This is a genomic window from Nocardia sp. CWNU-33 (assembly GCF_046764895.1).
In the GTDB taxonomy this organism is placed as follows: Bacteria; Actinomycetota; Actinomycetes; order Mycobacteriales; family Mycobacteriaceae; genus Nocardia.
This window is the reverse complement of the sequence record NZ_JBKOQN010000016.1, coordinates 1-25,502: the sequence shown is the minus strand read 5'-3', so window position 1 is coordinate 25,502 and position 25,502 is coordinate 1. Positions and strand designations below refer to the sequence as shown.

The window sequence follows — 25,502 nt, the reverse complement described above, 5'->3', positions numbered from 1 at the left end:
TACATCTGGTTTCCCGTCGATCCCGCGATCGACGGAATAGATCCCAGCGATGGGGACCACTCGACTACGCCTGCCTAACCGCGACTACTTCTGGCGGGTCAACCCCGGACGCTGGTACCGGGAGTGCGCAGGCCGTCGAAGGTCACGGCGAGCAGGCGTTCGGCGGCCTCAGGGGTGGTTTCGCACGCGACGCCGATACCGTGACCGAACCTGAGCAGGTCGCGCGGTTCGATGTCGGGGCGGATGTCGCCCGTGTCCTGCGCCGCGACCAAGAGTGCGGATGCCGCGTCGATGACCAGTTCCCTGCACAGCGTGAACGTCGGTGAGCCGTGGTCCATACCGGCCTTCAGTGTGGTCGCGAGGCTGCGGTTGGCCATCACCCATTGCACCTGTTCGCGCAGCCACTGCTCGAAAGCCTCAGCGGGCGAATGGGTTTCGAGTAGCTCATGGGCACGCTGACTGAGGCGTTCGATGCTGGAGCGGTAGACGGCTTCGATCAGGACGTCACGACTCGGGAAGTGGCGGTAGAGGGTGCCGATGCCGACGCCGGTGCGGCGGGCGATCTCTTCCAGTGGCGCGTCGGGGCCGTGCTCGGCGAACGCCTCTTGGGCGGACGCCACGATCCGCTCATAGTTGCGTCGCGCGTCAGCGCGCATCGGCCGCCCGGTCGATGGTGCCTCCATGAACCCTCCACTAGAAAACGGATGAACCCTCCGTATAGGCTTGCGCAAGTGGAGGATCCCTCCATATGATAGCTCCATCAGAAACGGAGGCTTCCTCCGCTTGATTCCCCTTCGATGGAGTGTTCTTTGTCCACCACCATTTCCGCGGACACCCGTGCGTCCGCCACCCCCGGCGTCCGTCGCCTCCGATCCGGCATCGTGCTGGCCACGCTGCTGACCTGCCAATTGATGATCGTCCTCGATATCACGGTGATGAACGTGGCGCTGCCGCGAATCCGCACTGATCTGAACTTCAGCGCGACCGGCCTGTCCTGGGTGATGAACGCCTACACGCTGGTCTTCGGTGGACTGCTGCTACTCGGCGGCCGCGCAGGCGATCTCTTCGGTCGCCGCACCCTGTTCATCGCCGGAACGACACTGTTCACGCTGGCCTCACTTGCGGGCGGACTGGCCCCGTCTGCCACCTGGCTGCTCATCGCCAGGGTCCTACAGGGCGTCGGCGCGGCCATGGCAGGGCCGAGCACCCTTGCACTGCTGACCACCACATTCAGCGAACCGAAGGCCCGAATGCGCGTGCTCGCGCTGTTCTCCGGGATGTCGAGTGCGGGCTTCGCGATCGGCCTCATCGTCGGTGGTCTGCTGACCGAGTGGCTGAGCTGGCGCTCTGCGCTGTTCATCAACGTGCCCTTCGGGCTGGCGGTCGCGGTGCTCGCGCTGCGCTACCTGCCGGACGCAGAGCGCCAGCCCGCCCGCCTCGACCTGCCCGGCGCGGTGACCGCGACCACCGGTGTCGCAGCCCTGGTCTACGGCTTCATCAGCGCCGCGTCGAACGGCTGGGGCAACGCGACGACCGACATTTGGCTGGCGGTCGGTGCAGTTTTGCTCGCCACCTTCCTGACCATCGAGTCGCGGACCGCGCAGCCCCTGCTGCCGTTGGGACTGTTCGCCGATCGCAATCGCGCCGCGGCCTATGCCAACATGTTCCTCGGCCCGATGGCAGGCATGTCGATGTTCTTCTTCCTCACCCAGTACCTTCAGGAAGTGCGTGGATTGAGCGCGCTGGCAACCGGTTTCGCCTTCCTGCCGACCGCGCTGCTGATGTTCACCATGATCCGTCTGATCCCCCGCCTGCTGCCGCGTTTCGGCCCGAAACCGGTGACGATGGCCGGCACCGTATCGATGGCGGCGGGGCTGGTTCTGCTGACCCAGCTGACGGTCGACAGCGACTACTTCCCACTACTGTTCGTAGCGATGCTGCTGATGGGATGTGGTATCGGCCTTGCATTTTCGCCGCTGAACGTCATCATCATGTCCAGTGTGTCGCCACGTGAGGCCGGTGCGGCGGGCGGCACATTACAGACCCTCCAGCAGACCGGCGCCTCCCTTGGCCTTGCCATCCTGGTCACGATCTTCGGCACTGCGTCCCACAATGCAGGCGGCTCGGCACAACACGCCTTGGTCAGCGGTATCACTGCTGCCTTCGGCGCGGCAGTCGGGATTGCCGTGCTGACCTTCCTCGTCGCGCTGACCTTCCGCAACCCGCGCCCGGCGGACTGATCTCCGCGCCAATCACAGGCCCGAGAAACAAGGCAGGCCGACAACGACAGGCGGCATACACCGCCGTCAGGCTCCGACACCCAATCGCTGTACCGCGATCGCCAGATCCTTGTCACCACGACCGGACAGGCCGAGCACGATCACCGAATCCGCAGGCAGCTCGCCGTCCTCGGCCATTTCCATCAAATACCCCACGGCATGGGCGGATTCGAGGGCGGCGATGATGCCTTCGCTGCGACTGAGTGCCTGCATGCCCCGCAGCGCGGCTTCGTCGTTCGCGGCTCGGCAGGTGACACGGCCGGTGTCCTTGAGGTAGCTGAGTTCGGGGCCGACGCCCGGGTAGTCGAGGCCCGCCGCGATGCTGTGGGTTCGGCTGATCTGACCGTCTTCGTCCTGGAGGAGATAGCTGTAGGCGCCGTCCATTTCACCGGGGCTGCCCGCGCCGAGGCTGGCCGCGTGTTCGCCGGTCTCGATGCCCCGGCCTGCGGCCTCGACACCGATCAACCGGACCTGCGGATCGTCGGCGAACGAGTGGAACAGACCGATGGCGTTGCTGCCGCCGCCGACGCAGGCCATGACGTAGTCGGGCAGTTGCCCTTCCGATTTCAAGATCTGAGCCCTGGCCTCGATGCCGATCACCGTTTGAAAATCGCGCACGATCTTCGGGTACGGCGCCGGGCCCGCCGCCGTACCGAACAGGTAGTAGGTGGTCTCCACGTTCGCCACCCAGTCGCGGACCGATTCGCTGATCGCGTCTTTGAGCCTGCGGCTGCCGGTGTGCACCGCGCGCACCTCGGCGCCGAGCATGCTCATCCGCACCACATTGGATGCCTGTCGTCTCATATCGTCGGCGCCCATGTAGATCACGCAGGTCAGGCCGAGCATCGAGCACACCGTCGCGACCGCGACACCGTGCTGGCCCGCACCGGTCTCCGCGATGACCCGACTCTTGCCCATCCGTTTGGCCAGCAGTACCTGCCCCAGCGCATTGTTGATCTTGTGTGCGCCGGTGTGTGCCATGTCTTCGCGTTTCAGATAGACCCGCAGCCCCGGCACCGCAAGCGATTCGGCAAATCGCGGCACCTGGTGAAACAGCGTCGGGCGGCCGACCCGGTCGCGCAGCAAAGCCGCGAGCTCGTCGATGAAGCCGGGATCGATGCGAGCAAGACTGTAGGCCTCGTCCAACTCCAGCAACGCGGCCATCAGACCTTCCGGAACGTACCTACCGCCGAATTCACCGAACCTGCCGTGATCGTCCGGAAATACCCCATGCTGATAGGCGTTTCGTGCCGCGAAGTGGTCAATAGTCATCAGCACCAACGCTTTCGCTGTCGAGGATCCGGCACCGAGTCTGTGCTACTGAGACGAGCGTTCGGCAACGGCCTGGTAAACACTCGGTCTAACCCAGATCCTCCAGCTGAGCAACCGACCGGTTTACCGGGACTGGGAAGCCCTCAGCTGCGAGTGAGCGCCGGAACGCTCGCCCACCGCTCCCCCGCGATCACCACGTGCGCCAGAAATCGCAAGCCGACAGTCGCGGCGGCTTCGGCGAGCAACGTCGTGGCACGCCGGTCGTCGAAGCTCGGCGTCGGGTCGCCGGAGGGGTGATTGTGCACGAGGGCGAACGCTCGACCGTCGTGACGCAGCACAGTATTGAGGATTTCGCGGACCGGGACAGCCACCTGGTCGATGGCGCCCTCTGCGACGAATACCTTCTGCCGCAATCGATTCTGGACATCGCAGACGAGCACGAGGAGCCGCTCGACGCGGGCGCCCGCAAACAGCGGCCCGGCGACCCGGACGACATCCGCAGCGCCGTCCAAACGGCATGCGACCTCAGGGCTGTTCCGCGCTCGCGAGCCGAGGTGGAAAGCGGCAACCACCGCAGCGGCCTTTGCCACGCCCACTCCGGTGCGGCGGGACAGTTCCTCGGGGCGCGCTCCGGCCAGGCCGGTCAGTCCGCCGTATTCGGCGAGCAGATCGATGGCCATTTCCAGCGCACTTTCACCGCGCCGACCCTGGCGAAGCAACAACGCGAGCAGCTCGCCGTCGCTGAGTGCCTGCGGACCGAGCGCGAGCAGCCGCTCGCGTGGTCGTTGACCATAGGGCAGGTTGGCAATGGGTACCGACATCAGATCCCCCTCGAATGCGGTGCGATCCTCGGATCATGCCAGTGCTCACCGACATGTTGCCCGCTGTCGATACCTGCCGGGATGCGGGGAGGACACTCACTCCCTGATCGATCCGGTACCGCCCGCCACACCGGCCGGACGTCTACTTTCTTCGCGGCGACCGAACTCCGCCGCACGCGCCCGGGCTAGCTGTCGGCCACAGTGATGACTTCCGGTCCTGGCAGCGCGGACAACACACCCGCAGCCAGCCGCTCCAGATGATGAAGCTGTCGCTCGTGCACCACAATTCGGCGCAGGGCCTCGTTGATGGTGGCGTTGCTGGATGAGGTGCCCATGATAGAGGCGGCCGCGGCCAACAACTTCTGGTCGAGATCGATCCGCACGGTTCTCATGCGTCCTCCTTCGTACATTCGCCATCTTGCGTCATAAAGGATGATCATGTCCGGTGAATCGCACATAGTCATCTGCCGCGTCAGCCCGCAGGGCCGGTCCGTGCACGAGCAATCGCGGCTCCGGTCACTACTGATCAGAAACACCTCCCGATGCCGCCATCGGCGCCGGGAAGAGCGCCCAAAAGCCCCTCCAGCTAGGCAATTTGCGCATCTGCATGGGCTTTTGTTGTCGGCGGGCCCAAGCAGTGATTGCCTGGAGGCATGTTCACCGAGGCTCAGCTGTATTCGCCCGTGACCCGCAGCGGCGCGGGCGACGTAACGGTGCACCTGAGCGATGAGCACCCCGGCGTGCACGACCCGGACTACCGGGCACGCCGGAATGCGATCGCCGCGCAGGCGCTGGACTACGCACCCGGCAAGCCGGTGCCGCGGGTCGACTACACCGCAGAAGAACAGGAAGTGTGGCGCATCGTCTCGGCCGAACTGGCCCGCAAGCACGAGCGGTACGCCTGCACGGAAGTCCTGGAGGCCTCGGCTCGGCTCGGGCTCCCGGCGGACCGCATCCCCCAACTCGACGAGGTCTCCGCGGCGCTGACCCCGCTGACCGGCTTCCGCTACGTCCCGGCCGCAGGGCTGGTGCCGCTGCGCGAGTTCTTCGGCTCCTTCGCCGATCGCACCTTCCACTCCACCCAGTACATTCGGCACCACTCGGCTCCGCTGTACACCCCGGAGCCGGACACCATCCATGAGATCATCGGTCACGCCAACCAGATCGCCAGCCCGCGTTTCGCCGCGATCTACGAGGCGGTCGGCGCGGCCGTCGCCCGGCTCGGCACCGATACCGCGTTGAAGTTCCTCGCCGATGTCTTCTGGTTCTCGATGGAGTTCGGCGTGGTCCGCGAGCACGGCGAAGTCCGGTGCTACGGAGCCGGACTGCTGTCGTCCTACGGCGAGATCGAAGAGTTCCGCCATGCTGATCTGCGCCCGCTCGACGTGGTCGCGATGGGCACCGCGACCTACGACATCACCCACTATCAGCCGGTGCTGTACTGCGCCGAATCGGTGTCCGAGATCGAGGATGTCATCGGCGGCTTCTTCGCCACCATGGACGACGACACTCCGTTGCGAGCCGCGGCCCATTCCCGTTGAAATCAGCGGGTCGGTGTCGGTCCCGAACCCGCCGACACATAGAAAGCATTCACCCCCAACGGTTTTCCACCGATGACACTGTGACATTACACAAGCCGTGACATCGTCCCTGGCCACCGCTGCGCGCCAGGGCTCATCGCCGTCGCACGCCCCGAAACATGCCGAGACAACCGGCCGAGCGGCTGTTACCTTCGACGCGTTGATCGCACGCGAAAGGGGCGGGAAGCCGAAATGTCCGTTGATACAACAGATTCCACACCTGTGGCAGAAACACCACTGTGGCTCCAAGGCCGCGATGCCGTGGTCGCGGCGACGCCCGCCGAAGACTGGCGCGGCGCGCCGCCGGACTACCACCTGACCAATCAGATCGTGCCGCGCGAGCGCACCACCAATCACGAGGCGGGCTCGCTGGAGGCCATCGTCGAGGACCTGGTGCGGGTGTTCGAGATGGAGGTCTCGCACAAGAAGGATCCGGCGACCTGGGTTTCTCTGGTGGCAGCGCACTACCGCGGCCGGGTGAACGGCGGCCCATGGCAGAACGCCGAGGAGTTCGCCAGGATCGGCAGCTACAACATCCTCATCGGCGACAACCCGTACTACGAGGTGGATGCCGAGACCTTCGAGTCCTCGCACCAGACGTTCCACACCGCATTCCCGAACGGCTTCTTCTGGGAGGTCCTCGAGGTACTGGCGGGCCCGCCCGCCGTCACCTTCCGCTGGCGCCACTGGGGCAACTACGACGGCGCCTACAAAGACCACCAGCCGACCGGCAAACAGATCGAGATGTTCGGCGTGACCATCGCCAGGGTCTCCGACGATCTGCGCATCCTCGAGCTGGAGCACTTCTACGACAACAACAAGCTGCTCGGCCCCCTGGCCCACGGCTGCCCGGTGACGAAGTCCTCCTAGTTCCGCCCAGGCACGTCAGGGCCGCTCGGTCGGCTGATCCTTGCCGAGCGGCAGCCCTGCCTCGAGGAAATCCAGTGCGCGAGTGATGTTCTCGGCGTTGAGGGGCGAGGTGGTCCCGATCGCCAATGCGGCGCCCGCGATCGCACCCGTCGCCACCCGCACCTCGAAGTCCATCGGATCCCTGCCCATCCGCTCGGCCAACATGCCCGCCATCAACTCGATACTGCGCTCGAACTCGGCTCCGATGGCCGAACGCAATTCGGGCACGTGATAGAGCAGCGCCTGCCGCTCTTGCTCGAACGCCACCTCGGCCGCGGGCAGATTCGCGAAGACCCCGGCGGCCGCATTACGGAAGGCGGTCAGCGGCGCAACGTCCAGCGGCTGCGCTCGCAGCGCCTCGATCATCAGTGGATCGAGGTCGTCGGCGAGCACCAGCTGATCCTTGGTCGGGAAATAGCGGAAGAAGGTGCTCGGCGAGACCTCGGCCGCCGCGGCGATCTGCTCGATCGTGGTCTCGCCGTAGCCCTGCTCACGGAACAGCCGGAACGCTTCGACACGAATCGTCCGGCGGGTCCGTTCCTTCTTCCGCTCCCGCAGTCCGGGCACAGCGGGCCCGTCACCGGGTAGTTCAACCGACATGTGTCGATTCTGTCGCATCGACGTCGGCGAACGCCGAGGGCACCGCTTCGGCGGCTGGGACCGCGACCGATCGACGCGGCAGCACCCAGAGTGCCAGCGGGACCGCGACGGCACTGATGGCCGCGCACACCCACAGCATCGCTCCCATGCCACTGACGAATGCCGACTGCACGTGTTCGAGCATGGCCGCTTCGCCGGTCGACTTTGCCACGGCAACACCGGAATTCACGCTGTCGCTGATCGGGTCGACGTTCAGGTCGCCGAGTTCGCTGCGGTAGACGGTGGCCAGCACCGTGCCGAGCAGCGCCACCGCGATCGTGCCCGCCGCTTGCCGCAACGCTTGCAACAGTGCCGAGCCCATGCCCGCGCGGGCCACCTCGAGGTCGTCCATCGCGACCGCCATGCTCACCGGCAGACCGAGCCCCATACCCGCACCGACCAGGCCGATCCAGACGGCGGTGAACCAGTACTCGGTGCCGACCGAGGTCAGCGCGCCGAGACCGAGGCCGAGCGCGAGCACCACCATGCCCGCCGCCACCATCAGTCGCACACCGAGCTTCGGCAGCAGCCGGTCACTGAGCCGCGACCCGACCAGCAGGCCGCCGATCAGGGGCAGCAATCGCAGTCCGCTGCCGAGCGCGTCGGTGCCGAGCACGGCCTGGTAGTACTGCGGCACGGTGAAGAACAGGCCGAACATCCCGAAGGTGATGAGCACGGCGAACACCGCGCCCCAGCGGAAGCCACGGCTGGTGAACAGGCCGAGATCGATCAGCGGGAAGGCCGTCCTGCGCTGCCATCCGATGAACAGCGCGAGCACAATCGCGCCGGCGATCAGCGCACCCCAGCCGAGCCCGTTGCCCCAGCCCTCGTCGCCGAGACGAATGAATCCGTAAGTCACACCGAGCATTCCGGCCACGGACAACACCGTGCCCGGCAGATCCAGCGGGCGCCGGTCGGGATTGCGTGACTCCGGAACCAGACCAGCGACCGCGACCGCGCCGAGCACGACCATCGGGACATTGATCAGGAAGACCGAGCCCCACCAGAAGTTGTCGATCAGCCAGCCGCCCAGGATCGGACCGAGCGGCAACCCCAAAGCCGTCGAGGTGATCCAGATATTCATGGCCCGCGCCCGCTCGGCGGGGTTCGGGAACAGCACCGGCAGCACGGCCAACGACAGCGGCATCATGGCCGCCGCCGCGACACCGAGCACCACCCGCGCCGCGATGAGCTGACCGGCGGTCGCGGCGAACGCGCAGGCCAGCGAGGCCGCACCGAACAGGACCAGCGCCCCGAGCAGGATCTTCTTGCGGCCGTACCGATCCCCGAGCGCGCCGGCGGGCAGCATCACCGCGGCGAGCGCCAGCGTGTAGGAGGTGCTGAACCATTGCAGCGCACCGTTATTCGCATTCAGGTCTACAGCCAGCGTGGGTAACGCGACGGTCAGCACCGTGATGTCGAGGCCGATGGTCAGCATGGCGACCGCCAGCGCACCGAGCGCCAGCCAGCGGCGGGTCGAGTCCGTATTCATAAGCGCTCCATTAAATGGTAGTTACATCTTTTTGATAGTAGCTCTCATTTACTAGTGTCTGTCAATACCTGGGGCGGCACGCTGACACACTCCGCGCGGTCCGGCGAGTCATAGCCGAACCGAGCCCGCCTGCGCCCATTAGGCTCTCTGCCGATGAGCATCCGGGACTTTCACCTCCGCACCGCGCTGTGCCTCGGCGCCGCACTGACCATTGCGGCCGTGACCGGGGGCGCCACCGCGGCTCCGGCGCCCGCGACACCGCCGAGCAGCACGACGACCACGCCGTTCAGCACCCCGAACACCGACGGCTGCCCGCAGAAGATCAGACCGCCCGCGCCGATCGACGAGTCCGAGGTGCCCTCGCCCGGCGAGCCGACGCCGTCGGCATTGCCCGTGCCCTCCCCTCCGCTCGGCGGCGCGCGGATGGGCGAATGCGGTGTGGTGATCCCCAAGGGCGCGCCGCCGGTGCCACAAGATATTTCGGCGACGGCCTGGCTGGTCTCGGATCTGGACACCGGCGAGGTGCTCGCTGCCAAGGATCCACACGGCCGCTACCGCCCGGCCAGCACCATCAAGGTGCTGCTCGCGACGGTGGCGCTGCGCAAACTCGATCTGAACAAGGTGGTCACCGGCACTCAGGAAGACGCCAACGTCGACGGCACCAAGGTCGGCATCGGTCCCGGCGGCCGCTACACCAACCGGCAGCTGATGCAGGCGCTGATCATGGCGTCCGGCAATGACGCCGCGCACGCCATCGCGGCTCAGCTCGGCGGGGATGCGGGCGCGGTGGCGCAGATGAACGAACTGGCAAAGTCTTTGCACGCCTTGGACACCCGCACCGCGAGCCCATCCGGCCTCGACGGCCCCGGGATGAGTACCTCCGCCTACGACCTGACGGTGCTGTTCCGTGAGGCCATGTCGATCCCGCTGTTCGCCGAGCTCGTCCACACCGAGGAGGTCGACTTCCCCGGCTACCCCAAGAGCCCGGAGAACCCCGACGACAAGGACCACCCGGGCTTCCCCATCGGCAACGACAATCACCTGCTGTACGAATACGAGGGCGCGATCGGCGGCAAGACCGGCTTCACCGACGACGCCAGGCAGACCTTCGTCGCCGCCGCCGAACGCGACGGCCGCAGGCTCGCGGTGACGCTGCTGAAGGCCGACGTCAAGCCGCTACGCCCCTTCCTCCAGGCCGCCCGCCTCCTCGACTACGGCTTCGCCCTCCCCAAGGGCGCCGACGTCGGTCAACTCCCCGACAGCAGCACCAAGCCGTCGAAAACCGGTGCGGTGCTGGCGTCCCCACCGCCGAAGGACACCGATCAGGAGGTACAGGCCAGTGCCGAGGACAACGACCGTTCGGGCACCAGAACACTGCTCGTGGTCGGCGGCATCGTGCTCGTTCTTGCCCTGCTCCTCGGCGCCCGCCGCCGGAACAAGTCGCGGTACTGACCGATGCCGGTACTGGTGCCACCCCTCTGGGCACCAGTAGCAGCGGATTAGATCGGTAATTTTCTTGTTCGTTGGTTTCGACGCGCGAACAACGATCTTGGTTCCATCGATTCAGCGATCTGCTGCGATGCGGGCCAGCGACGGCGACCGGGCACCTTGCACAGTTCCGACGACGTCAGCCAGCCACCACCCGCAACAACACGAAAAACCAGCAGATTCCGCACAAGCTAAGGCTCACAAAGGCTTTCGTGCAGCGGCACCGCGTAGGCACGTTTGACAAACCGAACGACGCTGACGAGGGTGGTAGCGTCCGCCGGATTGGCGGCAGGTATCGCGAGTGGGGGTTTGATGCCGATTCCAGAGAAGAGAACGCTGTCCGCGTCGACGGCCAGCGGTTGCCGTGAGGTGCACTGATGGCAGGCCAAGGGTTCTACAACCACTACGACGACCCCGACGAGTACTGGGACGATGCCCCCCTCGAACGGAAGCCCAAAGCCTCTCCTGCGGCCTCGGCTCCACACCGTCCGGTCAGCCCGCCCCCTCCGGCGACGCCCCCTCGTCCCGCTGCCCCGCCGCCCCCGTTCAGCCCGCCTCCTTTTACCACCCCCGCGGGTCCTGCTCCTTCGATGACATCGAGTTCGTCGGGCTCCCCCTTTTCCGCACCCGGTACGACACCTCCTCAAACACCAGATTTAGTAGGAGTCGACAAGCTGCTCAACGAACTTGCTCAGTTCCACGGGTTTACCACAGCAGTATCCAGTCTTATGCAGGAGGTCTTTTCCGCGGGGCCGTCCCACGTTACAAGTCGCGATAGCACAGGAACGGTGGAGGTCACTGTCACGGACACAGGAGAACTGGTCCGTATTATCGTTTCAGACAATTGGCGCCGATACCTCGATCAAGGTGGTATCGGTCCAGCCGTTGTCAACGCCTTCAAGAACGCCGAGCAGCAACGTTTCGAATCGACGTGCACTACTGCGGTCGAAAACGGCACTATCGATAGACTCGAAGCGTTGAGCATGGACGACGTCGTACCGACAAAGTTCGCTCCACCAGAGCCCACGCCTTCCCCCACAGTCGCCACCGAGCAACTGCTGGAGGAGGCGCTTCAAATGCTGAACAGCAATCCCGACGAAGCAAAGTTCGGCGAATTCGTAGGTGCGACCGGTTCGGATGACGAACTCTACGCGTCGGTCACGTTGAGCCGAAACAGTATTGTCGACTGCATAGTCCGAATTCCATGGGGAATGGAGGTCGGAGGCGGCGCGATAGCGTGGGCAGTCAAAGAATCATACGACCAGGCCAATCGTCGCCGCCTCACATCTGGAAACGATGGCGCCAAAAACGCATTCGGGCTAGCCACTGATGCTATTCAGGCGCTGCTGAACATGCAAAATCATTCGAAGAGGGGAAGCTAGTGGGTGCCGATCCACAGAAACTCAAGGTTGCCACCGACTCATTGCGTAACGATGCGCATGTTTGGGAGGAAAAGTCAACCGCCATGTCGAGTCTAGCGACAAAGATACAGATGCTGACGTTCACCCACCTTGAAGCGGGATTGTTCCAGGTTATCGTCGGCGCGAACGATGACCTTGTCACGAACTTGGCCAGTCGATCGGGCGAAGCTTCCCAGCGCTTCACCGACGTAGCTGGCGTGCTGCGCGTTTGCGCAGATACTTACGAGGCCGAGGACGCCGCGGGCAAGCATCGCATCGATAATATTTGGTAACCAGGAAGCTGATTATGAGTTTTGATGTTTCTCAATACAATTCAGTTCTCGATGGGTTGGACAAGTTCCTCGACAAGGTCGATAAGGCGATTAAAGTTGATGTTCCGAACGCCAGAGAGGATGCCCTTGATCTCCCTTATGTGAGGTTAATTCCCGCGCTTCAGCGAGTCATCAAGGCCTGTGCGGACAAGATTATCGAAATTAGCAAATGGATATGGGAGAAAATTACAGAGATATACCATGGGGTGCGCGCACCGTACGAAATGTACCTGCGAGGCAAGGACTGGGCGGATGTGCGGGATGCAGCAAACGGAGTCAAGCAAGGGCTCGATCCGAACAATGTGCAAGCCCTTCGGAGCTGGGAAGGTACTGCGCGAACATCGTATATGCAGACATGCACCAGCCAGAGTGGCGCTGCGGGAACATTTTCGGACATCGCCGAGAAAGCGAGGGCTGCGATGATGGAGTCCGCGACCGGGGGCCTCGCCTTTTATGCGGGGGTGGTGCTGATTTGTGCGGAATTTCTTGCGGGTCTCGCTCGGGCGATCGGTGAGCTACTCTCCGGCGTTGGAGCAGGTATCAGCATCGCCGATATCGCCGCCACGTCAGGGATATCCACAGGAGCGCTTTGGGCCGCGATCGGCGCGCTGGTTACCTTTCTCGGCTCACAGGCAAAAGCCCTTGGCGAGCTCGATAGAACCTTCCCGGATGGGAAGTGGCCGGACTCGCAGGCGTCGAGTTTCAGTGATGCATCGGTTGATGGGGACAACAAGTCCAACTGGAAGATCGTGTAATCGTGTCCATTGAAGGCTTCCGCAGCGTCGCCGCCTGGGAACAGGTGCTGCGCCTGTTCGAGCTCGTTCTCGGAGCGATCCCGCCCACCCTGCTCGGGTGGGGACTCCTATCACCGCTCGGTGATTGGATGGGGGTCAGTCCAGTCCAGCGAGTTGCGCTCTGGTTAGCGCTGGTAGTGCAGCCGATTGCGATCGTGATCAGCAGACGAGAGCCTCCGCAGGGACGACTCCTTGTCGCACTTCGCAGCACTTTTTTCGCTACATATGCGGCGGTGGTAGTAGGTGTGGCTCTCAAGCTACCGGATGAGAACCTGGAAATCCTGTCAATCCCGCTCTACTTCGCGCTGATCGGCAGTCTCCACGTTCTGTATGAACGCTGTGTCAAACCGACTAAGCCGCTCGGTAGCAGGTGAGCCTTACAGGCTAAGTGGTTGCGCTGGAAGTCCTTCGGGGGTTGATCAGGCGGCCAGGGCGACGGAGGATTCTCGGTGTCGGTCGGTGAGTGTGTGCTGGTCGAGACGGGCCAGCAGATCGTCCAGGTCGGAGGTGGTGAACTTCCGATGGGTCGTTCTGCGGTCCGAACTCCGCTGCCCAGGCCCGGGTCAGGGTTTCCACGGCTCCCTTGGCGGAGCTGTAGAGGGCGCTGACCGGAATGCCCAAGCGCGCGATCCACGAGCCCAGGTTGATGATCGATCCGCCGCCGGCCTCCACCATGGCGGGTGCGACTGCCGCAGTGAGGAAGAATGGGGCCTTCACGTTGACCGCGTAGACCTGGTCGAAGGTCTTCTCGTCGGTAGCCGCCGTGGTGTCGCTCGGTTAGATGCCTGCGTTGTTGACCAAGACGTCGATGCCACCGCCGAGGACCCGCATCGCCTCCCTGGCCAGTGCCTGCGAGGCGGCGGCGCTGCCGTCCAGGGCGGCCTGCACGAAGTCAGCGCGGCCGCCTCGGGTGCGGATGCCGTCGACGACCTCCTTGCCGCGTCCGGCGCTGCGGCCCGAGACGACGACGTGCGCCCCCTCGGCGGCGAACGCCTCCGCGATGGCCCGTCCGATATTGCTGGTTGCTCCGGTCACCAGAGCAGTCTTGCCCCCGAGGCGCGTCGACATGGTCCACTCCGTTGCTTCGGTCTCCGCTACGAACCGCAGAACCTCACGGCGTTCGACCGGTCGGGGCCCTGGAAAGCCAGGGCGTAGTGCCACTGTGCGACAAACAAATTGGACCTGCAAGTCCAAAATATGTGATGTTCCGGCGCTGCGAAATGGTCCAGCCCCAACATCCGACCGGCGAAAACACCCGCGACCGGCTCCGAAGTCAACCCCCGAGAGACTTCCGGAACCACACACCAAGCCGCTCGGTAGCAGATGAGCCTTTTCATCCTGCCCTCAGAACAAATTGTCGCAGCGACTCGCTGGGCGGCGGGTCGTTGCGAGGATGAGTAAATCCTATGGTGAACGGCGTTTCTTCCTACCACTACCAGAGACAACAGTGGGTCTCAGTGAGGATGTCAAGCCGAAGGTCGTTGGGCAGGACTCGATCGCTGGTAGGTGAAGTGCCGTCCCTTGCACAGCAGAACCGACAGCTTGTCGATCACGTGGCAGGTCAGCGCCAACCCGAGCCTTGGCATCTTCTTGCGGTTCAACTCGCTTGTGCCGGTAGAGAGTTCGCGACCATACCAGCGGCCATTCGCCCGAAGCCACCGACTCGCTGGTATGCGACGTACGGCCGATGGTGTTGCGCCACAGCCGAAAGCTTGGGCTTGGGTCAGGGTTCAATGGACTCGAAGCCATCAATCTCAGCAGAACGCGGACAGTGCTGTCACCTATCGAACTCGCCGCGCGTTGCCGCGCTTGTGAAGGCCGACCACTCGACAGCGGTGAACGTCAGCGCCGGGCCGGAGGGGTTCTTCGAATCACGCACGCCGACAAGGCTGTTCGGGAGGAAGGCGACTTCGACACAGTTCCTGGAGCCATCGCTGCGACTGCTCTTGAACCACACCAGATTTGATCGTTCATCCATCAGGACTCGTACTCCTTTGCCACCTGCCGCAACAGATTTCGACTGGCTATAGTGTCCAAAGAGCTTCGCTGAAGGCAACTGTACGCCTGATGGTATTGGCGAACGATATGAGGTTTCGAGAGATACAACTCGCCCAGGTAGGATTCCGAATAGACAACCGGCGGTTCGATCTCCCTCCCGGTCCGGTCGGCACCGAACTCGAGGACAACAAAAGGTCCAACCTGCTCTCCCAACGGGAGCCCAACACTGAACGGCAGTACCCGCACACTGACGTTGGGCCGAGTTCCCATGTCCGACAAATGTTTCAGCTGGGTGGCCATGACCCTGGGGCCACCGACCACGCCCCTGAGTACCGACTCTCGCACGATGACGTCAAGTGTTGTTGGCCTGTATTTCCGAGTGATACGGGCCTGCCGCCGCATACGGAACTGAACCCGACGTGCGTGCTCCTCCGCATCGCCCTCCGGATGCGCGGCACGTATCACCCCACTGGCATATGCGGAAGTCTGTAGCAAGCCCGGCACGAATTCGGGCTCATAGGTCGTCAGCTTGCACGCCGCGGCTTCCAGACCCGCGTAGATATGGAAGCCCTTCGGAATCACGTCGCCGTACTCACGCCACCAGCTCTGCTCGTTTGCCTGTGCCGCAAGGCCATTCATCGCCGCTGCGTGGTCCGCGTCGAACTGGTAGATCTTGCTCAGCGCCTCGAGATCGGCACCGCGCAGACGCGACACCACACCCTTCTCGATACGTTGCAGCGTGCTGGCACTGCGCTCGATCAATTCGGCCGCCTGCTGAAGCGTGAGCCCGCACTCCTCGCGCCCACTGCGCAGATACTTCCCCAGCTGTCGCCGTGCCAGGGTCGATCCGTCCTCCGACATGCCCGCCTCCAATCAGGTTTCATCGCTCGCACCAGCAGACCACGCCGCAATCCCGCAGAGTGGCAACACCGCGAATTCGCATGCAATCAGGACATAACCCCAGGAAGAATTGCATTTCACAGCGATCCGCAGCCCAGTTGGGCACCAGCACAGTCCCATTCGATGCCCCGGTCCGATCCGCTACGAGCCCGATTCACGCACGTGGTCCCAGTTGGCATCGGCGTACTGAGCGGCGACACGCGACAAAACCGCAGGACCGGACCCAGTTGAACCGACCCCCGCGTCCCGAGGGAACCGATCGCCTATCTCGTGCGTCCAGTAAAGTGACCGGGCAGATGCCAAGGGAGGGCCAGGCGATGGAAGTGGGGCAGTCGGCGGCGAACGCGCTGTACCAGCAGGCCGTAGGGGGAACATTCCGGATGGAGGCCGATGCCGCCCGACGGTGCGCGGAGGTCTACACCAGATTGGTCGACACGACCCTGAGCCCGCAGATCAAGCGGTCATTTGATTTGCATCGACTCAATGGCTTTGGTGGATTCGACTCAGCCCAGCAACTGCAATCAGGGTTCTCCGACAAGGCAGCGAAGATGACGGAGGCACTCAACGGAATGAGAGAAGCAGCCCTCAAGATGGCGGCGGCCTACCTGCGAGCCGGTCAGTTAGTAGAGGAAGCCGACGCTATGTACGCGAACTCGATCAACACCGCTACCTCGGAGGCGCAGTAGCCATGACAGGAATCCGCAAGGCTTCACTGACGCTGGCGACAATAGCGGTGACCTCGCTGGTAGCGAGCTGTTCAGCTGACAACGGCGCGGCACAACCTACCGCCGACTCAACGCAGGCAACCGCGTCGTCCACCGGCGAGCCATCGACCCGGCCGACGCTCACGGCCCTGAAGCTCCAGCCGCCACCGCAGGACAACAAGTACACCGCTAGCACAGGACGCCCCAAGGTCGTCTTCGATCCCTGCACATGGATCAGTGATGAAACCATTCAAAAGGCTGGATTCGATTCCGCCTCCCGGAAACGCGCCGATGACCTGGTTGCCGAGTACAGCTTCCTGACCTGCGACTTCTCTTCGCCCACAAGAGACCTGAGTTTGAACTCAGGAAACGCGACCTGGGAGGAAAACGCCAGAAAGGTCGGCTCATACAGCGAGCAGACCACCGTCAACGGCCGCGAAGCCTTGTTGGTCCGGGATCCAGCCACGGCCCTACGGCGCAGCTGCCAGATCGACGTACGAACCAAGGTGGGTTTCGTGCAGGTCGCCGTCGATCTGACCGAGCGGGCCCCACGAGGTACCGACCCCTGTGACGGCCTGCTCGACATCGCCACCACCATCGAGCCGGAAATCGGCAAGGGCAACTAACCATGACCGGACCTGTCTACATCAATATCAATGACAATCCGGCCGCACTGAGCACCTTCGGTGCAGGCACCAAACCCGATGTCGCCCAGCCGAGTTCGCGATCGCGTGCCCAGCAGCAGGGCGCGGAGGGGGCTCAGCAGTCGGTTTCCGACAACGGTGCCGATCCGGCGTATATCGCCCGGATGGAGCAGTTCGAGGGACACACGCACGAGGAGATCTACCGCAACGTCACGCAGATGAGTCCAGGTGTCATGCATCAGCAGGCCGACACATGGATCAGCATCGCCGACACGCTGAGCGGCGGACTGCTCGGCATGCATATCGCGATCCAGAAGGCCCTGGCCGACGGTGTGGAGGGACAGATGGCCGACGCGGCTCTCGCCGCCGCGCAGAAGTTCTACCAGCAGGCCAGCGACGTCCAGCAGGTGATCAGTACCTGCGGGCACCGGGTAAAGGGAGTCGCGCACGCCGCCGAGGTCGTCAAGATGTCGGTGCCGCCGCCGAGCGCGGCGCAAGGGCAGGCGGGCTCACCGACCACGCTGGACCCGGCGCAGGTGATCATCTCCGCGGTGGGTGCGGGGCTGGTAGGTGACGGAGACAGCTCTGAGGTTGCCTATCAACGCGGTGTGGAGGCGCTTTACCGCACGGCGATCGACACCATGAACAACAGCTACAAACCGTCCTATGGGCCTGCCGGGACCGGAGTCCCAACCTTCGTGCCCGTCGCGCTGCCGGGTGACGGTGGAGGCGGCGGCGATCCCGGCGGTGGCAATGGCAATGGCGGCGGTGGCGGTAATGGCAGCGGTGGCGGCAACCCGGGCGATCAACCGACATCGGAGCCCCCGACCTCGGTGGAACCCGCCGGGTCCGGCCAGAATTCGAGCGCTGAGCAGCAATCGGCGCAGACCCCCACCACCCCCAGTGCCAGTACCGCGCCCGCCGCGGCGACCGTTCCCGACGCGGGAGCGCTCGGTTCGGGGCAGCCGGGCAGCCCCGGCACGTCCCCACCCGGCGGCCCCGGCACATCCCCACCCGGAGGTGGCGGCCCATCCAAACCCGGCACACCCGGGCCCGGTGGGATCGGCACTCCGAGCCCAGGACGCAGCATCAGCGGCCTACCGACCGCTGGAAGTCCAGCCGCGGCAACGGCTTCCGCGGCCAATCGCGCGGGGGCAGCCGGTCGGCCCGGCATGTCCGGCATGCCGTCGGCCGGTGCGGGGAAAAAGCAAGACGACTCCGAGTCGGCTCGCAAAACCCCCGACTACCTGATCGTGAATCGTGAAGAAGAACTACTCGGCGCACCCCAGCGAATGGTGCCGCCGACGATCGGCGATGACGCGCCGGCAGCCCAGCAAAGTCCGCCGCAGCGCTCGAGCAACGAAGACCGCTACCAATGATGTGGGAGTTCACGTCCGACGAGTTCATGCATATCTGGCGGGAGACGGGAACGGACCGGTATCCGTTCCCGCTGCGCCTGATCGCGTCGACGCGGTGGGAAGACGAACACGAACAGCTCACCCGCCAACTCGACCAACGTCTCCCGCCGCACGGCGACCCGGACCTATCGGCCGTGTTGCGGGTGGCGGCTGATCCCGAAACATCGTTGGCGCTCACCGGAACCCGGACCCGTCCGATACGGGCATACGGCGCGATCGACGCCGACGTCGGCGTCACACTGGTCCAACGCCCCGGCCCCACAAAAGATTTCGGCGGCAATGTCGTCATCGAGGTCGGCACCTCGGCGATCGTGCCCAAGGTGTTCACCGCCGTGCTCGGCAACGTGTCGCCCGGTCGCCATCGCGCCATCGCCGAAGACCTCGAGCTTCTGCGCGTGGGCCTCGAATCCTGGACCGGCACAAAGGAAACCGCGGCCGACCGCATCTGCCGCCTGCTTCGCGCCCCCCGATCCGGGTCCGGAACCCTGGAAGCCCTCCGCGACTTGCGCGGTGCGCGACCGTCCGCACCGGAGTACCTGAACTGGTTCGATGTCGACGGCGACGGGCGTTATCTCTACCGCCGCCAGTACAACGAATTCCACATCGTGCCCTGCGACCAGGCCACGATAGGTCGCGAAATAAGCCGCCTGGCACACGCCGTTCGGTAGTGCCAACCACCTATCCACCGAATACCTACCCGCACAAAAGCTATCCGCCCAGCCGTATCCGGCGCACAAACATCTCTCGCGCACCTACTGACCGTCCGCTACGACCAAAAGGCGTGCAGAGCGGGTCAGCGACGGCGGCCGGAAACCTTGCGCAGTTCCGAAAGGGCGAGGGCGGCAAGGGCACCGGCACCGAAAGAAGCAGCGACAGTGCTCATCGATGAGCCCGGCCCTGCCATCCGTGGTGCGATCACCGCGGGTGCGGGCGGGGCGATCTCCGCGTCCCGCAGATTATCCGACGCGGTCGCGGCCCATGCCGTGGCGAACAGGATGATCCGATAGGTGACGTAACTGAAGACCATCAGACCGATGATCGAACCGAAGGCGGCGCCCGCGGGGCTGCTCAGCACTTTTTGCAGGTAGATGGATGCTACGTATTTGAAGATCTCGAAGACCACGGCCCCCAGCGCCGCCGCCTTGGCCGCGCTCTTCAGCGTGACCGGCTCCCGTGGCAGGCGCGCGATGATCCAGGCGAAAACCGCCCAGGACGCCAGGAATCCGAGCAGGATCGACGCGAGGATCAGCAACAGCCGAGCACCGGGCAGATGGGAAAGACCGAGACTGATCAGCAACCGCGCACCGAGCGTGCTGGAGCCGAGTGCGGAAAGGCCGATCGACACCACGAAGGCGAGACCGAGCCCGACGAGCGCACGGAGGTCCGACAGCTTGGTCAGGAACCAATTGCTGTCCGGGCTCTTCTGATCCCATTGCTCGGTCAGCGCCGCCCGCAGATGGGCCATCCAGCCGAGTCCGGTGTAAAAACCGGCGAGCAGGCCGAGCGTGCCGACGGTCCCCCTGGAACGAACCGCCTGATCGATCAGATCGTTGAGCTGGGTGCCGAGCGAGCCCGGCATGTTCTCCACGATCTTGTCCTGCAATTCGGTGAGCAGTTCCTGGTGGCTGGACAACACGAACCCCGCGACCGCGAAGGCGACCATCAATAGCGGAATCAGCGACAGCACCGTGAAATACGTGATGCCCGCCGCGTAGAAGTCACCCCGCTGCCGCTGGTATCGCCCACCCGCTCGGACCAGATGGTCCAGCCAGGGGCGCCGCTGGATCCGCCGCTCGAGCCACGCCTTGATGTTGTCGATCGCCTGCACCAGTTGCCCCTTCACAGAGACCCCGCCGGGTTGTTTTCGACCGACTTGCGAGCAGTCGCCAGCGGACTAGCGGGGCAGCAGCCCCACCCGGTCGTATACCTGTGCGAGGGTGTTGCCGGCGATCTCACGCGCCCGCTCGGCACCGGCGGAGAGGATGCGGTCGAGTTCGCCCTGATCTGCCAAGTACTCTCCCACCTTCGCCCGCAGCGGCGTGACAAATTCGACCAGCGCGTCGGCGACGTCGGACTTCAGATCGCCGTAGCCCTTGCCCGCGTAATCCTGTTCCAGCGTGACGATCGGCGTGCCACTCAGCGAGTTCAGAATCACCAACAGGTTGCTGACGCCCGGCTTCTGCTCCGGGTCGTAGCGGATCTCACGCTCGGTGTCGGTGACCGCGGAGCGGATCTTCTTGGCGGTGACCTTCGGGTCGTCGAGCAGATTGATCAGCCCGGCGTCGGAGGAGGCCGACTTGCTCATCTTCGCGGTGGGGTCCTGCAGGTCGTAGATCTTGGCGGTGCCCTTGGTGATGTGCGCCTCCGGCACCACGAAGGTCTTCTTGAACCGAGTGTTGAAGCGCTGGGCCAGGTTTCGGGTCAGCTCCAGATGCTGGCGCTGATCCTCGCCGACCGGCACCTGGTGCGCGCGGTAGAGCAGGATGTCCGAGGCCATCAGCACCGGATAGGTGAACAGCCCGACGGTCGCGTTCTCCGCGCCCTGTTTGACCGACTTGTCCTTGAACTGGGTCATCCGGCTCGCCTCACCGAAGCCGGTGATGCAGCTGAGCACCCAGGCCAGCTCGGCGTGCTCAGGCACCTGACTCTGCACGAACAAGGTGGAACGCTTGGGATCGATGCCGAGCGCGAGCAGCTGCGCTGCCGCGCCCCGCGTCCGTGCGCGCAGTTCCTTGGGATCTTGCGGCACGGTGATGGCGTGCAGGTCCGGGATGAAGTACAGCGCGTCGTAGTCGTCCTGCATGGTCACCCAGTACTGCAGCGCCCCAAGGTAGTTGCCGAGATGGAAGGACGAGCTGGTCGGCTGGATCCCGGACAGCACCCGCTGTTTACGTTCAGCGGCCGGGGTCGTCTGAGCAGGACTGGACATACTGCGATCTTCGCACGGCGCTCAAGCGGAATTTCGCGCCGCCCAGTTGCGCGGGTCGACGCCGGGCATGCTCGGGCGTCCGGTACGCGCCAGTTCGTGTTCGCGCCGAGACACCAGCCGGTAGACCGGCGCACTCGGACCGGCCAACGTGCCGCGCAGCACCGGCGGCACCAACGGTGGAGCAATGTGCGCCGTGCGGACGGCCGTGGCGAGTGCGCCGTAGGCGATCTGCTCGGCGATCCCCCACCGCATGCCGTACATATCGCGGATGCGCGCAGGCAGGCTGCCCTGCACCAGCAGGAAGAACGCGGAGGTGACCTGCTGTAACGGCATTCGCTGCGGATAGGGCACTCGCTGCCCGGCCAGGTAGGAGCCGACCAGTCTGGCCTCGTCGGTGAGGAACAGCTCGTCGGAGCGGAGGTAGGCGTCGAAATACTTGCGGAACATCGGGTAGCTGCCCGGCGCTGCCTCGCGCGGCATGCCGAACAGTTCCGCCCAACGCACGTAGTCCTGGTACAGCGCTTCGCGTTCGCCATCGGTCAGCGGCCGGACCAGCAGGTCGTACATGACCTCGGCGGAATCGAAGGCGAATGCCATGGTCATGAACATCAGGTGGGGATCGGACGCGGAGTAGCCGGTGCCCGCCGGATGGTGCGAACCCGCGTCTTCGGGCAGCGCCCCGCGCACCTTGCTGTGCTTGTTGCGGGTGAACGCCAGCGCCCGATCGGCCTCGTCCTTGCTACCGAGGAACACCGCCTCGAACAGCTTGCCGGTGAGTGCGAGCCGGGTGTAGGGCGTCATCCGATGCTCGGTGTTCTCGGCGGTCCCGACATAGAGCAGCGGGTGCACGGCCCCGATCACCAGGGCACGCTGCCCATAGGTGAGCCCGACCGCTCGCTTGCTCATGACCCGCCGTGCCATGGAATTGTCGGCGAAATAACCGGGTGCGGACATTGCTGCCTCCTCGTCGAGCGCATCTGGCAACAGCATCCACCAGAATCTCAATTCTGGCAATGGGTCATGCCAGAATTGCGACCACACCAATCCCATACCGGCGCGTTGCAGCGCGGCCGATCCGGCGCTGTCAGAATCGAGCAGTGGCACAGCGGACCTACGGCGGAATTTCCGCAGACGAGCGGCGGGCGCAACGGCGCGCGGCACTGTTGGACGCCGCGCTGGAGATCATCGGCACCGATGGCCTCGCCAAGCTGACCGTCTCCGGACTGTGTGCGCAGGCCGGGCTCAACGAGCGGTACTACTACGAGAGCTTCGACAGCCGTGACGCGGTGCTGAGCGCGCTGGTCGACGGGATCGCCGAGGAATTGGCGGGCGCGATCGTCGCAGCATTGCACGCCGCGCCCGACGACACGCGCGCCAAGGCGCACGCCGCGATCACCGCGGGCATCCATCTACTCACCGACGACCCGCGCAAGGCCAAGGTCGCGCTGGTCGCGGGCATGGCGACGCCGGAACTGCGCGCACGCACGAATCAGACGGTGCGCGCTTTCGCCCGGCTCGTGGCCGCGGAGGGCATCGATTTCTACGGTGTCGCCGACCCGCCGGACCCCTCGATCGACTTCCGCGCCACCTATCTCGTCGGTGGGCTCGTCCAGACCCTGACCGCCTGGCTACAGAATGATCTGCCGCTGACACGCGACGAACTCATCGAGCACACGACCGATGTCTTCGTGCTGCTCGGCGAGGATCTCGCGCGCCGACTGACCTGACCGGGGCGCGGGTCCCGCACCGAAGTCACCGAATGGGACAAGGGCCGGTGCCGAGGCGTCGACTTGTCAGAGCGTCGCGATATCGGAGATCAGCGCAACGGCCTTCGGAAGCATCGGTTCGCCTTGGAGAACGACACGGAAGACGATGTCCCTCCTCGACCAGTAACCGGCGCAGTCGTCGAGGGCCTCGGCGAACCACTCACGCTCGTCCGGCTGCTCGATGAGTATCGAGGACGAATTCCGAATCACAGCAACGTATCCGGCTGCCTCGCCGACAAAATCATCCAGGTCGCGCAGGCATTCGTCGAAGGCGTCCTTGTTCTCGCCGAAGTAGTAGGGGAATTGGAACGCGGCGGCGAACTCATCGAAAACGCCCATGGTGGTGTGCATCTTCGGTCCGCGCAGTTCGCGCACCACATAGCCGGAGGGAGCGCGATAGCGCAGTGCGCTCAGCTCCGCGGCGTCGATGGCGAGCGCGCCGAGTGCGGGCGCGGCGACCGGACCGGCGGCGGGACCGGATTCGGCGTCGCCGGGACGGGCGAGGAACTGCGACAACGGGATCGGCTCGGCCATCAGCGCATCCTCGCGAAGGTCTCGTAGTGGTCACCGGTGTACCAAGCGGAGCCGTCGCTACCGGTGACGATCCGTTCGGCATCCCGGGATCGGTTGCGTTGCTTGGGATTCACATCCCATTCCTGATAGGTGATCGGCTTGCCTGCGGAATCCCTGGCGGCCAGGGTGCCCGCACGATTCATCCACCGATCACCGCCCTTGGTGCCGGGTGCGTTCGCGGAGTCCGGCCAGCGGCCCGCGTCGATCTCGGCCAGGGTCGCGTACGCGCGGTCGGGCACACCGGGGGCACGGGACGCGGCCGGTGCGGTGGTGCCCGCGAGTAGCGGTGTCGTGGTACCGCCCGCGGCAGGTGGTTTGGCCTGCGTCGTAGGCGCACTGCGGGCACTCGAGGTCGCCGAGCCGAGGACCGAGCCGCCGTCGCCGCCACGATTGAGCGCGATGAGTCCGACGACCGCGATCAGTACGGCCAGGACGCCGAGCACCGTGTACGTGCCACGCTTTCCTGCGATCATCGCAACCACCTACCGACCGTACCGATGACAAGAGTGTGGGGGCACATATTTCGGTCGCTCATCGGTACTGCACCGTGACCGGAGCGTGGTCCGACCAGCGCTGATCGTAGGCGGCGGCGCGCTCGACGACGGCTTGCTCGGCTCGGGCTGCCAGGTCGCCACGGGCGAGTTGATAGTCGATGCGCCCACGAATCGAATCAGTTCTACAACCCATAGAATCACCCTTGAACAGGAAAGGAACCGAGATGCAGACCCCGTTACGCGCCTTGCTGGTAGCGCGGCTATCCGTCATGACAGACGAATCTACGTCACCCGCCCGGCAGCTGGAGCACGGCAGGAACACCGCGCAGGCGCGCGGATGGACAGAGGCAGGCGTAGCGACCGACCTTGACGTGTCGGCCACCAAGTACTCACCGTTCGACCGGCCGGAGCTAGGCAACTGGTTGAAGAACCGAGCGCATGAGTTCGACGTGATCGTAGCGTGGAGGCTTGACCGCCTGGTGCGCTCGTCCAAGGATCTAGCCGACCTTATCGCGTGGTGCGAGGACAACGGCAAATCGTTGGTTTCAGCTACCGAAGGTTTCGACCTGGGCACACCGTTCGGCAAAGCGATGGTGGCAATCATTGCCGCACTGGCAGAGCTGGAAGCGGGCACACTCTCTACCCGCGTCAAAGACTCACACACTGCACTGCGGAAGATGGACCGTTGGCCCGGAGGCCAACCACCGTACGGCTACCGAATCGTTGACCACCCTCGGGCAGGTAAGACCCTGGAGATTGACCCTGTTTCATCCAAGGCTGTGCGGATCATGGGGGAAATGACGATGCAGGGCAAGTCTCAGATTGAGATAGCCGCACGGCTTACAGCTGATGGGTTCCCTACACCCGCCCGGTACTACCACAAAGAAGGCGCTAGCCGGAAAACTCAGGTGTCCGACACTTGGAATCAGTCGAGTGTCGGGAATGTCAACGGAACGCGAATCATGACCACTTTCCGGAATCCGAATCCTGACCCCCTGGCCGGTGGGTTGATGGTTCATTCTTCTGTTGTTCCGGCAGCGGGAACGCGGCCGAGGTCGCGGTCTTTGAGC

At 64.5% G+C, this 25,502-nt stretch carries 27 protein-coding genes and 2 pseudogenes; 14 read left to right on the top strand and 15 right to left on the bottom strand.

What is annotated here, in order from left to right; genetic code table 11:
- Positions 1 to 98: 98 nt before the first annotated feature.
- A complete protein-coding gene (locus ACLMAL_RS21815) occupies positions 99 to 683 on the bottom strand; it encodes a TetR/AcrR family transcriptional regulator (RefSeq protein WP_412000770.1) in 585 nt (194 codons plus the stop codon).
- 126 nt (positions 684 to 809) lie between these two features.
- Here ACLMAL_RS21815 and ACLMAL_RS21810 point away from each other — a divergent pair, with 126 nt between their 5' ends.
- Complete coding sequence (locus tag ACLMAL_RS21810; RefSeq protein WP_412000769.1) at positions 810 to 2,240, top strand: MFS transporter; 1,431 nt, start codon at positions 810 to 812, stop codon at positions 2,238 to 2,240.
- Positions 2,241 to 2,306: 66 nt separating this feature from the next.
- Here the strand turns inward: ACLMAL_RS21810 and trpB are convergent, their stop codons facing one another.
- The 3 genes from trpB to ACLMAL_RS21795 form a co-directional block, all read right to left on the bottom strand.
- Entirely contained in the window at positions 2,307 to 3,551 is a 1,245-nt protein-coding gene (trpB, locus tag ACLMAL_RS21805; protein ID WP_412000768.1) for a tryptophan synthase subunit beta, read from the bottom strand.
- 143 nt (positions 3,552 to 3,694) lie between these two features.
- On the bottom strand, positions 3,695 to 4,372 hold the full coding sequence (locus tag ACLMAL_RS21800; RefSeq protein ID WP_412000767.1) for a JAB domain-containing protein: 678 nt from the start codon (positions 4,370 to 4,372) through the stop codon (positions 3,695 to 3,697).
- 185 nt (positions 4,373 to 4,557) lie between these two features.
- Positions 4,558 to 4,764 carry a type II toxin-antitoxin system VapB family antitoxin gene (locus ACLMAL_RS21795; protein WP_412000766.1) on the bottom strand — a complete coding sequence of 69 codons (207 nt, stop codon included), beginning with the start codon at positions 4,762 to 4,764 and terminating at the stop codon, positions 4,558 to 4,560.
- Positions 4,765 to 5,025: 261 nt separating this feature from the next.
- On the opposite strand from ACLMAL_RS21795, the gene ACLMAL_RS21790 reads away from it, so the two are divergent.
- Both ACLMAL_RS21790 and ACLMAL_RS21785 read left to right on the top strand, forming a co-directional pair.
- Complete coding sequence (locus ACLMAL_RS21790; RefSeq protein WP_412000765.1) at positions 5,026 to 5,913, top strand: phenylalanine 4-monooxygenase; 888 nt, start codon at positions 5,026 to 5,028, stop codon at positions 5,911 to 5,913.
- Positions 5,914 to 6,174: 261 nt separating this feature from the next.
- Positions 6,175 to 6,822, top strand: coding sequence for an ester cyclase (locus ACLMAL_RS21785; RefSeq protein ID WP_412000764.1), 648 nt, complete (start codon positions 6,175 to 6,177; stop codon positions 6,820 to 6,822).
- Positions 6,823 to 6,837: 15 nt separating this feature from the next.
- On the opposite strand, the gene ACLMAL_RS21780 is transcribed toward ACLMAL_RS21785, so the two are convergent.
- Both ACLMAL_RS21780 and ACLMAL_RS21775 read right to left on the bottom strand, forming a co-directional pair.
- Positions 6,838 to 7,461 (bottom strand): TetR family transcriptional regulator, encoded by a 624-nt coding sequence (locus ACLMAL_RS21780; RefSeq protein ID WP_412000763.1) that lies wholly within the window; start codon positions 7,459 to 7,461, stop codon positions 6,838 to 6,840.
- Positions 7,451 to 8,992: an MFS transporter gene (locus ACLMAL_RS21775; RefSeq protein WP_412000762.1), complete on the bottom strand. Its 1,542-nt coding sequence runs from the start codon at positions 8,990 to 8,992 to the stop codon at positions 7,451 to 7,453. The genes ACLMAL_RS21780 and ACLMAL_RS21775 overlap by 11 nt, the downstream gene beginning before the upstream one ends.
- A 153-nt stretch (positions 8,993 to 9,145) precedes the next feature.
- Between ACLMAL_RS21775 and ACLMAL_RS21770 the strand changes: the two genes are divergently transcribed.
- The 5 genes from ACLMAL_RS21770 to ACLMAL_RS21750 all read left to right on the top strand — a co-directional run bounded on the left by ACLMAL_RS21770 (position 9,146) and on the right by ACLMAL_RS21750 (position 13,380).
- Positions 9,146 to 10,444 (top strand): D-alanyl-D-alanine carboxypeptidase family protein, encoded by a 1,299-nt coding sequence (locus tag ACLMAL_RS21770; protein ID WP_412000761.1) that lies wholly within the window; start codon positions 9,146 to 9,148, stop codon positions 10,442 to 10,444.
- Between the two features lie 824 nt (positions 10,445 to 11,268).
- Positions 11,269 to 11,862: a hypothetical protein gene (locus tag ACLMAL_RS21765; RefSeq protein ID WP_412000760.1), complete on the top strand. Its 594-nt coding sequence runs from the start codon at positions 11,269 to 11,271 to the stop codon at positions 11,860 to 11,862.
- Positions 11,862 to 12,173, top strand: coding sequence for a hypothetical protein (locus ACLMAL_RS21760; RefSeq protein ID WP_412000759.1), 312 nt, complete (start codon positions 11,862 to 11,864; stop codon positions 12,171 to 12,173). The genes ACLMAL_RS21765 and ACLMAL_RS21760 overlap by 1 nt, the downstream gene beginning before the upstream one ends.
- A 14-nt stretch (positions 12,174 to 12,187) precedes the next feature.
- Entirely contained in the window at positions 12,188 to 12,967 is a 780-nt protein-coding gene (locus tag ACLMAL_RS21755; RefSeq protein WP_412000758.1) for a hypothetical protein, read from the top strand.
- Positions 12,968 to 12,969: 2 nt separating this feature from the next.
- On the top strand, positions 12,970 to 13,380 hold the full coding sequence (locus tag ACLMAL_RS21750; RefSeq protein WP_412000757.1) for a hypothetical protein: 411 nt from the start codon (positions 12,970 to 12,972) through the stop codon (positions 13,378 to 13,380).
- Positions 13,381 to 13,390: 10 nt separating this feature from the next.
- Here ACLMAL_RS21750 and ACLMAL_RS21745 read toward each other — a convergent pair.
- The 3 genes and pseudogenes from ACLMAL_RS21745 to ACLMAL_RS21735 form a co-directional block, all read right to left on the bottom strand.
- Positions 13,391 to 14,074: pseudogene (locus ACLMAL_RS21745) on the bottom strand (SDR family NAD(P)-dependent oxidoreductase).
- Between the two features lie 709 nt (positions 14,075 to 14,783).
- Complete coding sequence (locus ACLMAL_RS21740) at positions 14,784 to 14,984, bottom strand: DUF397 domain-containing protein (RefSeq protein ID WP_412000756.1); 201 nt, start codon at positions 14,982 to 14,984, stop codon at positions 14,784 to 14,786.
- Positions 14,984 to 15,865: a helix-turn-helix domain-containing protein gene (locus tag ACLMAL_RS21735; protein WP_412000755.1), complete on the bottom strand. Its 882-nt coding sequence runs from the start codon at positions 15,863 to 15,865 to the stop codon at positions 14,984 to 14,986. The genes ACLMAL_RS21740 and ACLMAL_RS21735 overlap by 1 nt, the downstream gene beginning before the upstream one ends.
- 356 nt (positions 15,866 to 16,221) lie before the next feature.
- Between ACLMAL_RS21735 and ACLMAL_RS21730 the strand changes: the two genes are divergently transcribed.
- Genes ACLMAL_RS21730 through ACLMAL_RS21715 form a run of 4 tightly spaced genes read left to right on the top strand, consistent with a single transcriptional unit; the run spans position 16,222 to position 19,338 of the window.
- Positions 16,222 to 16,590 (top strand): hypothetical protein, encoded by a 369-nt coding sequence (locus ACLMAL_RS21730; protein WP_412000754.1) that lies wholly within the window; start codon positions 16,222 to 16,224, stop codon positions 16,588 to 16,590.
- Positions 16,591 to 16,592: 2 nt separating this feature from the next.
- Complete coding sequence (locus tag ACLMAL_RS21725) at positions 16,593 to 17,234, top strand: DUF3558 domain-containing protein (protein WP_412000753.1); 642 nt, start codon at positions 16,593 to 16,595, stop codon at positions 17,232 to 17,234.
- A 2-nt stretch (positions 17,235 to 17,236) separates the two neighbouring features.
- The gene (locus ACLMAL_RS21720; RefSeq protein ID WP_412000752.1) at positions 17,237 to 18,631 is read left to right on the top strand and encodes a hypothetical protein; all 1,395 of its coding nucleotides are present in this window, start codon (positions 17,237 to 17,239) and stop codon (positions 18,629 to 18,631) included.
- Positions 18,628 to 19,338: an ESX secretion-associated protein EspG gene (locus ACLMAL_RS21715; protein ID WP_412000751.1), complete on the top strand. Its 711-nt coding sequence runs from the start codon at positions 18,628 to 18,630 to the stop codon at positions 19,336 to 19,338. Before ACLMAL_RS21720 ends, ACLMAL_RS21715 begins: the two co-directional genes overlap by 4 nt.
- 125 nt (positions 19,339 to 19,463) lie before the next feature.
- Here the strand turns inward: ACLMAL_RS21715 and yhjD are convergent, their stop codons facing one another.
- The 3 genes from yhjD to ACLMAL_RS21700 all read right to left on the bottom strand — a co-directional run bounded on the left by yhjD (position 19,464) and on the right by ACLMAL_RS21700 (position 22,589).
- A complete protein-coding gene (yhjD, locus tag ACLMAL_RS21710; RefSeq protein ID WP_412000873.1) occupies positions 19,464 to 20,498 on the bottom strand; it encodes an inner membrane protein YhjD in 1,035 nt (344 codons plus the stop codon).
- A gap of 66 nt (positions 20,499 to 20,564) precedes the next feature.
- Positions 20,565 to 21,599: a tryptophan--tRNA ligase gene (trpS, locus tag ACLMAL_RS21705; RefSeq protein ID WP_412000750.1), complete on the bottom strand. Its 1,035-nt coding sequence runs from the start codon at positions 21,597 to 21,599 to the stop codon at positions 20,565 to 20,567.
- A gap of 21 nt (positions 21,600 to 21,620) precedes the next feature.
- Positions 21,621 to 22,589 (bottom strand): oxygenase MpaB family protein, encoded by a 969-nt coding sequence (locus ACLMAL_RS21700; protein WP_412000749.1) that lies wholly within the window; start codon positions 22,587 to 22,589, stop codon positions 21,621 to 21,623.
- A 107-nt stretch (positions 22,590 to 22,696) separates the two neighbouring features.
- On the opposite strand from ACLMAL_RS21700, the gene ACLMAL_RS21695 reads away from it, so the two are divergent.
- Entirely contained in the window at positions 22,697 to 23,326 is a 630-nt protein-coding gene (locus tag ACLMAL_RS21695) for a TetR/AcrR family transcriptional regulator (protein WP_412000748.1), read from the top strand.
- Between the two features lie 66 nt (positions 23,327 to 23,392).
- Here the strand turns inward: ACLMAL_RS21695 and ACLMAL_RS21690 are convergent, their stop codons facing one another.
- From ACLMAL_RS21690 to ACLMAL_RS21680, 3 genes and pseudogenes are all read right to left on the bottom strand, one after another.
- Positions 23,393 to 23,899 carry a barstar family protein gene (locus tag ACLMAL_RS21690; RefSeq protein ID WP_412000747.1) on the bottom strand — a complete coding sequence of 169 codons (507 nt, stop codon included), beginning with the start codon at positions 23,897 to 23,899 and terminating at the stop codon, positions 23,393 to 23,395.
- A complete protein-coding gene (locus ACLMAL_RS21685; RefSeq protein WP_412000746.1) occupies positions 23,899 to 24,411 on the bottom strand; it encodes a ribonuclease domain-containing protein in 513 nt (170 codons plus the stop codon). The genes ACLMAL_RS21690 and ACLMAL_RS21685 overlap by 1 nt, the downstream gene beginning before the upstream one ends.
- 58 nt (positions 24,412 to 24,469) lie before the next feature.
- Positions 24,470 to 24,595 (bottom strand): annotated as a pseudogene (locus ACLMAL_RS21680) (exodeoxyribonuclease III); the annotation flags it as partial.
- 106 nt (positions 24,596 to 24,701) lie between these two features.
- Between ACLMAL_RS21680 and ACLMAL_RS21675 the strand changes: the two are divergent.
- Positions 24,702 to 25,502: recombinase family protein (locus tag ACLMAL_RS21675; RefSeq protein ID WP_412000745.1), on the top strand; the 801-nt coding region annotated here is incomplete at its 3' end.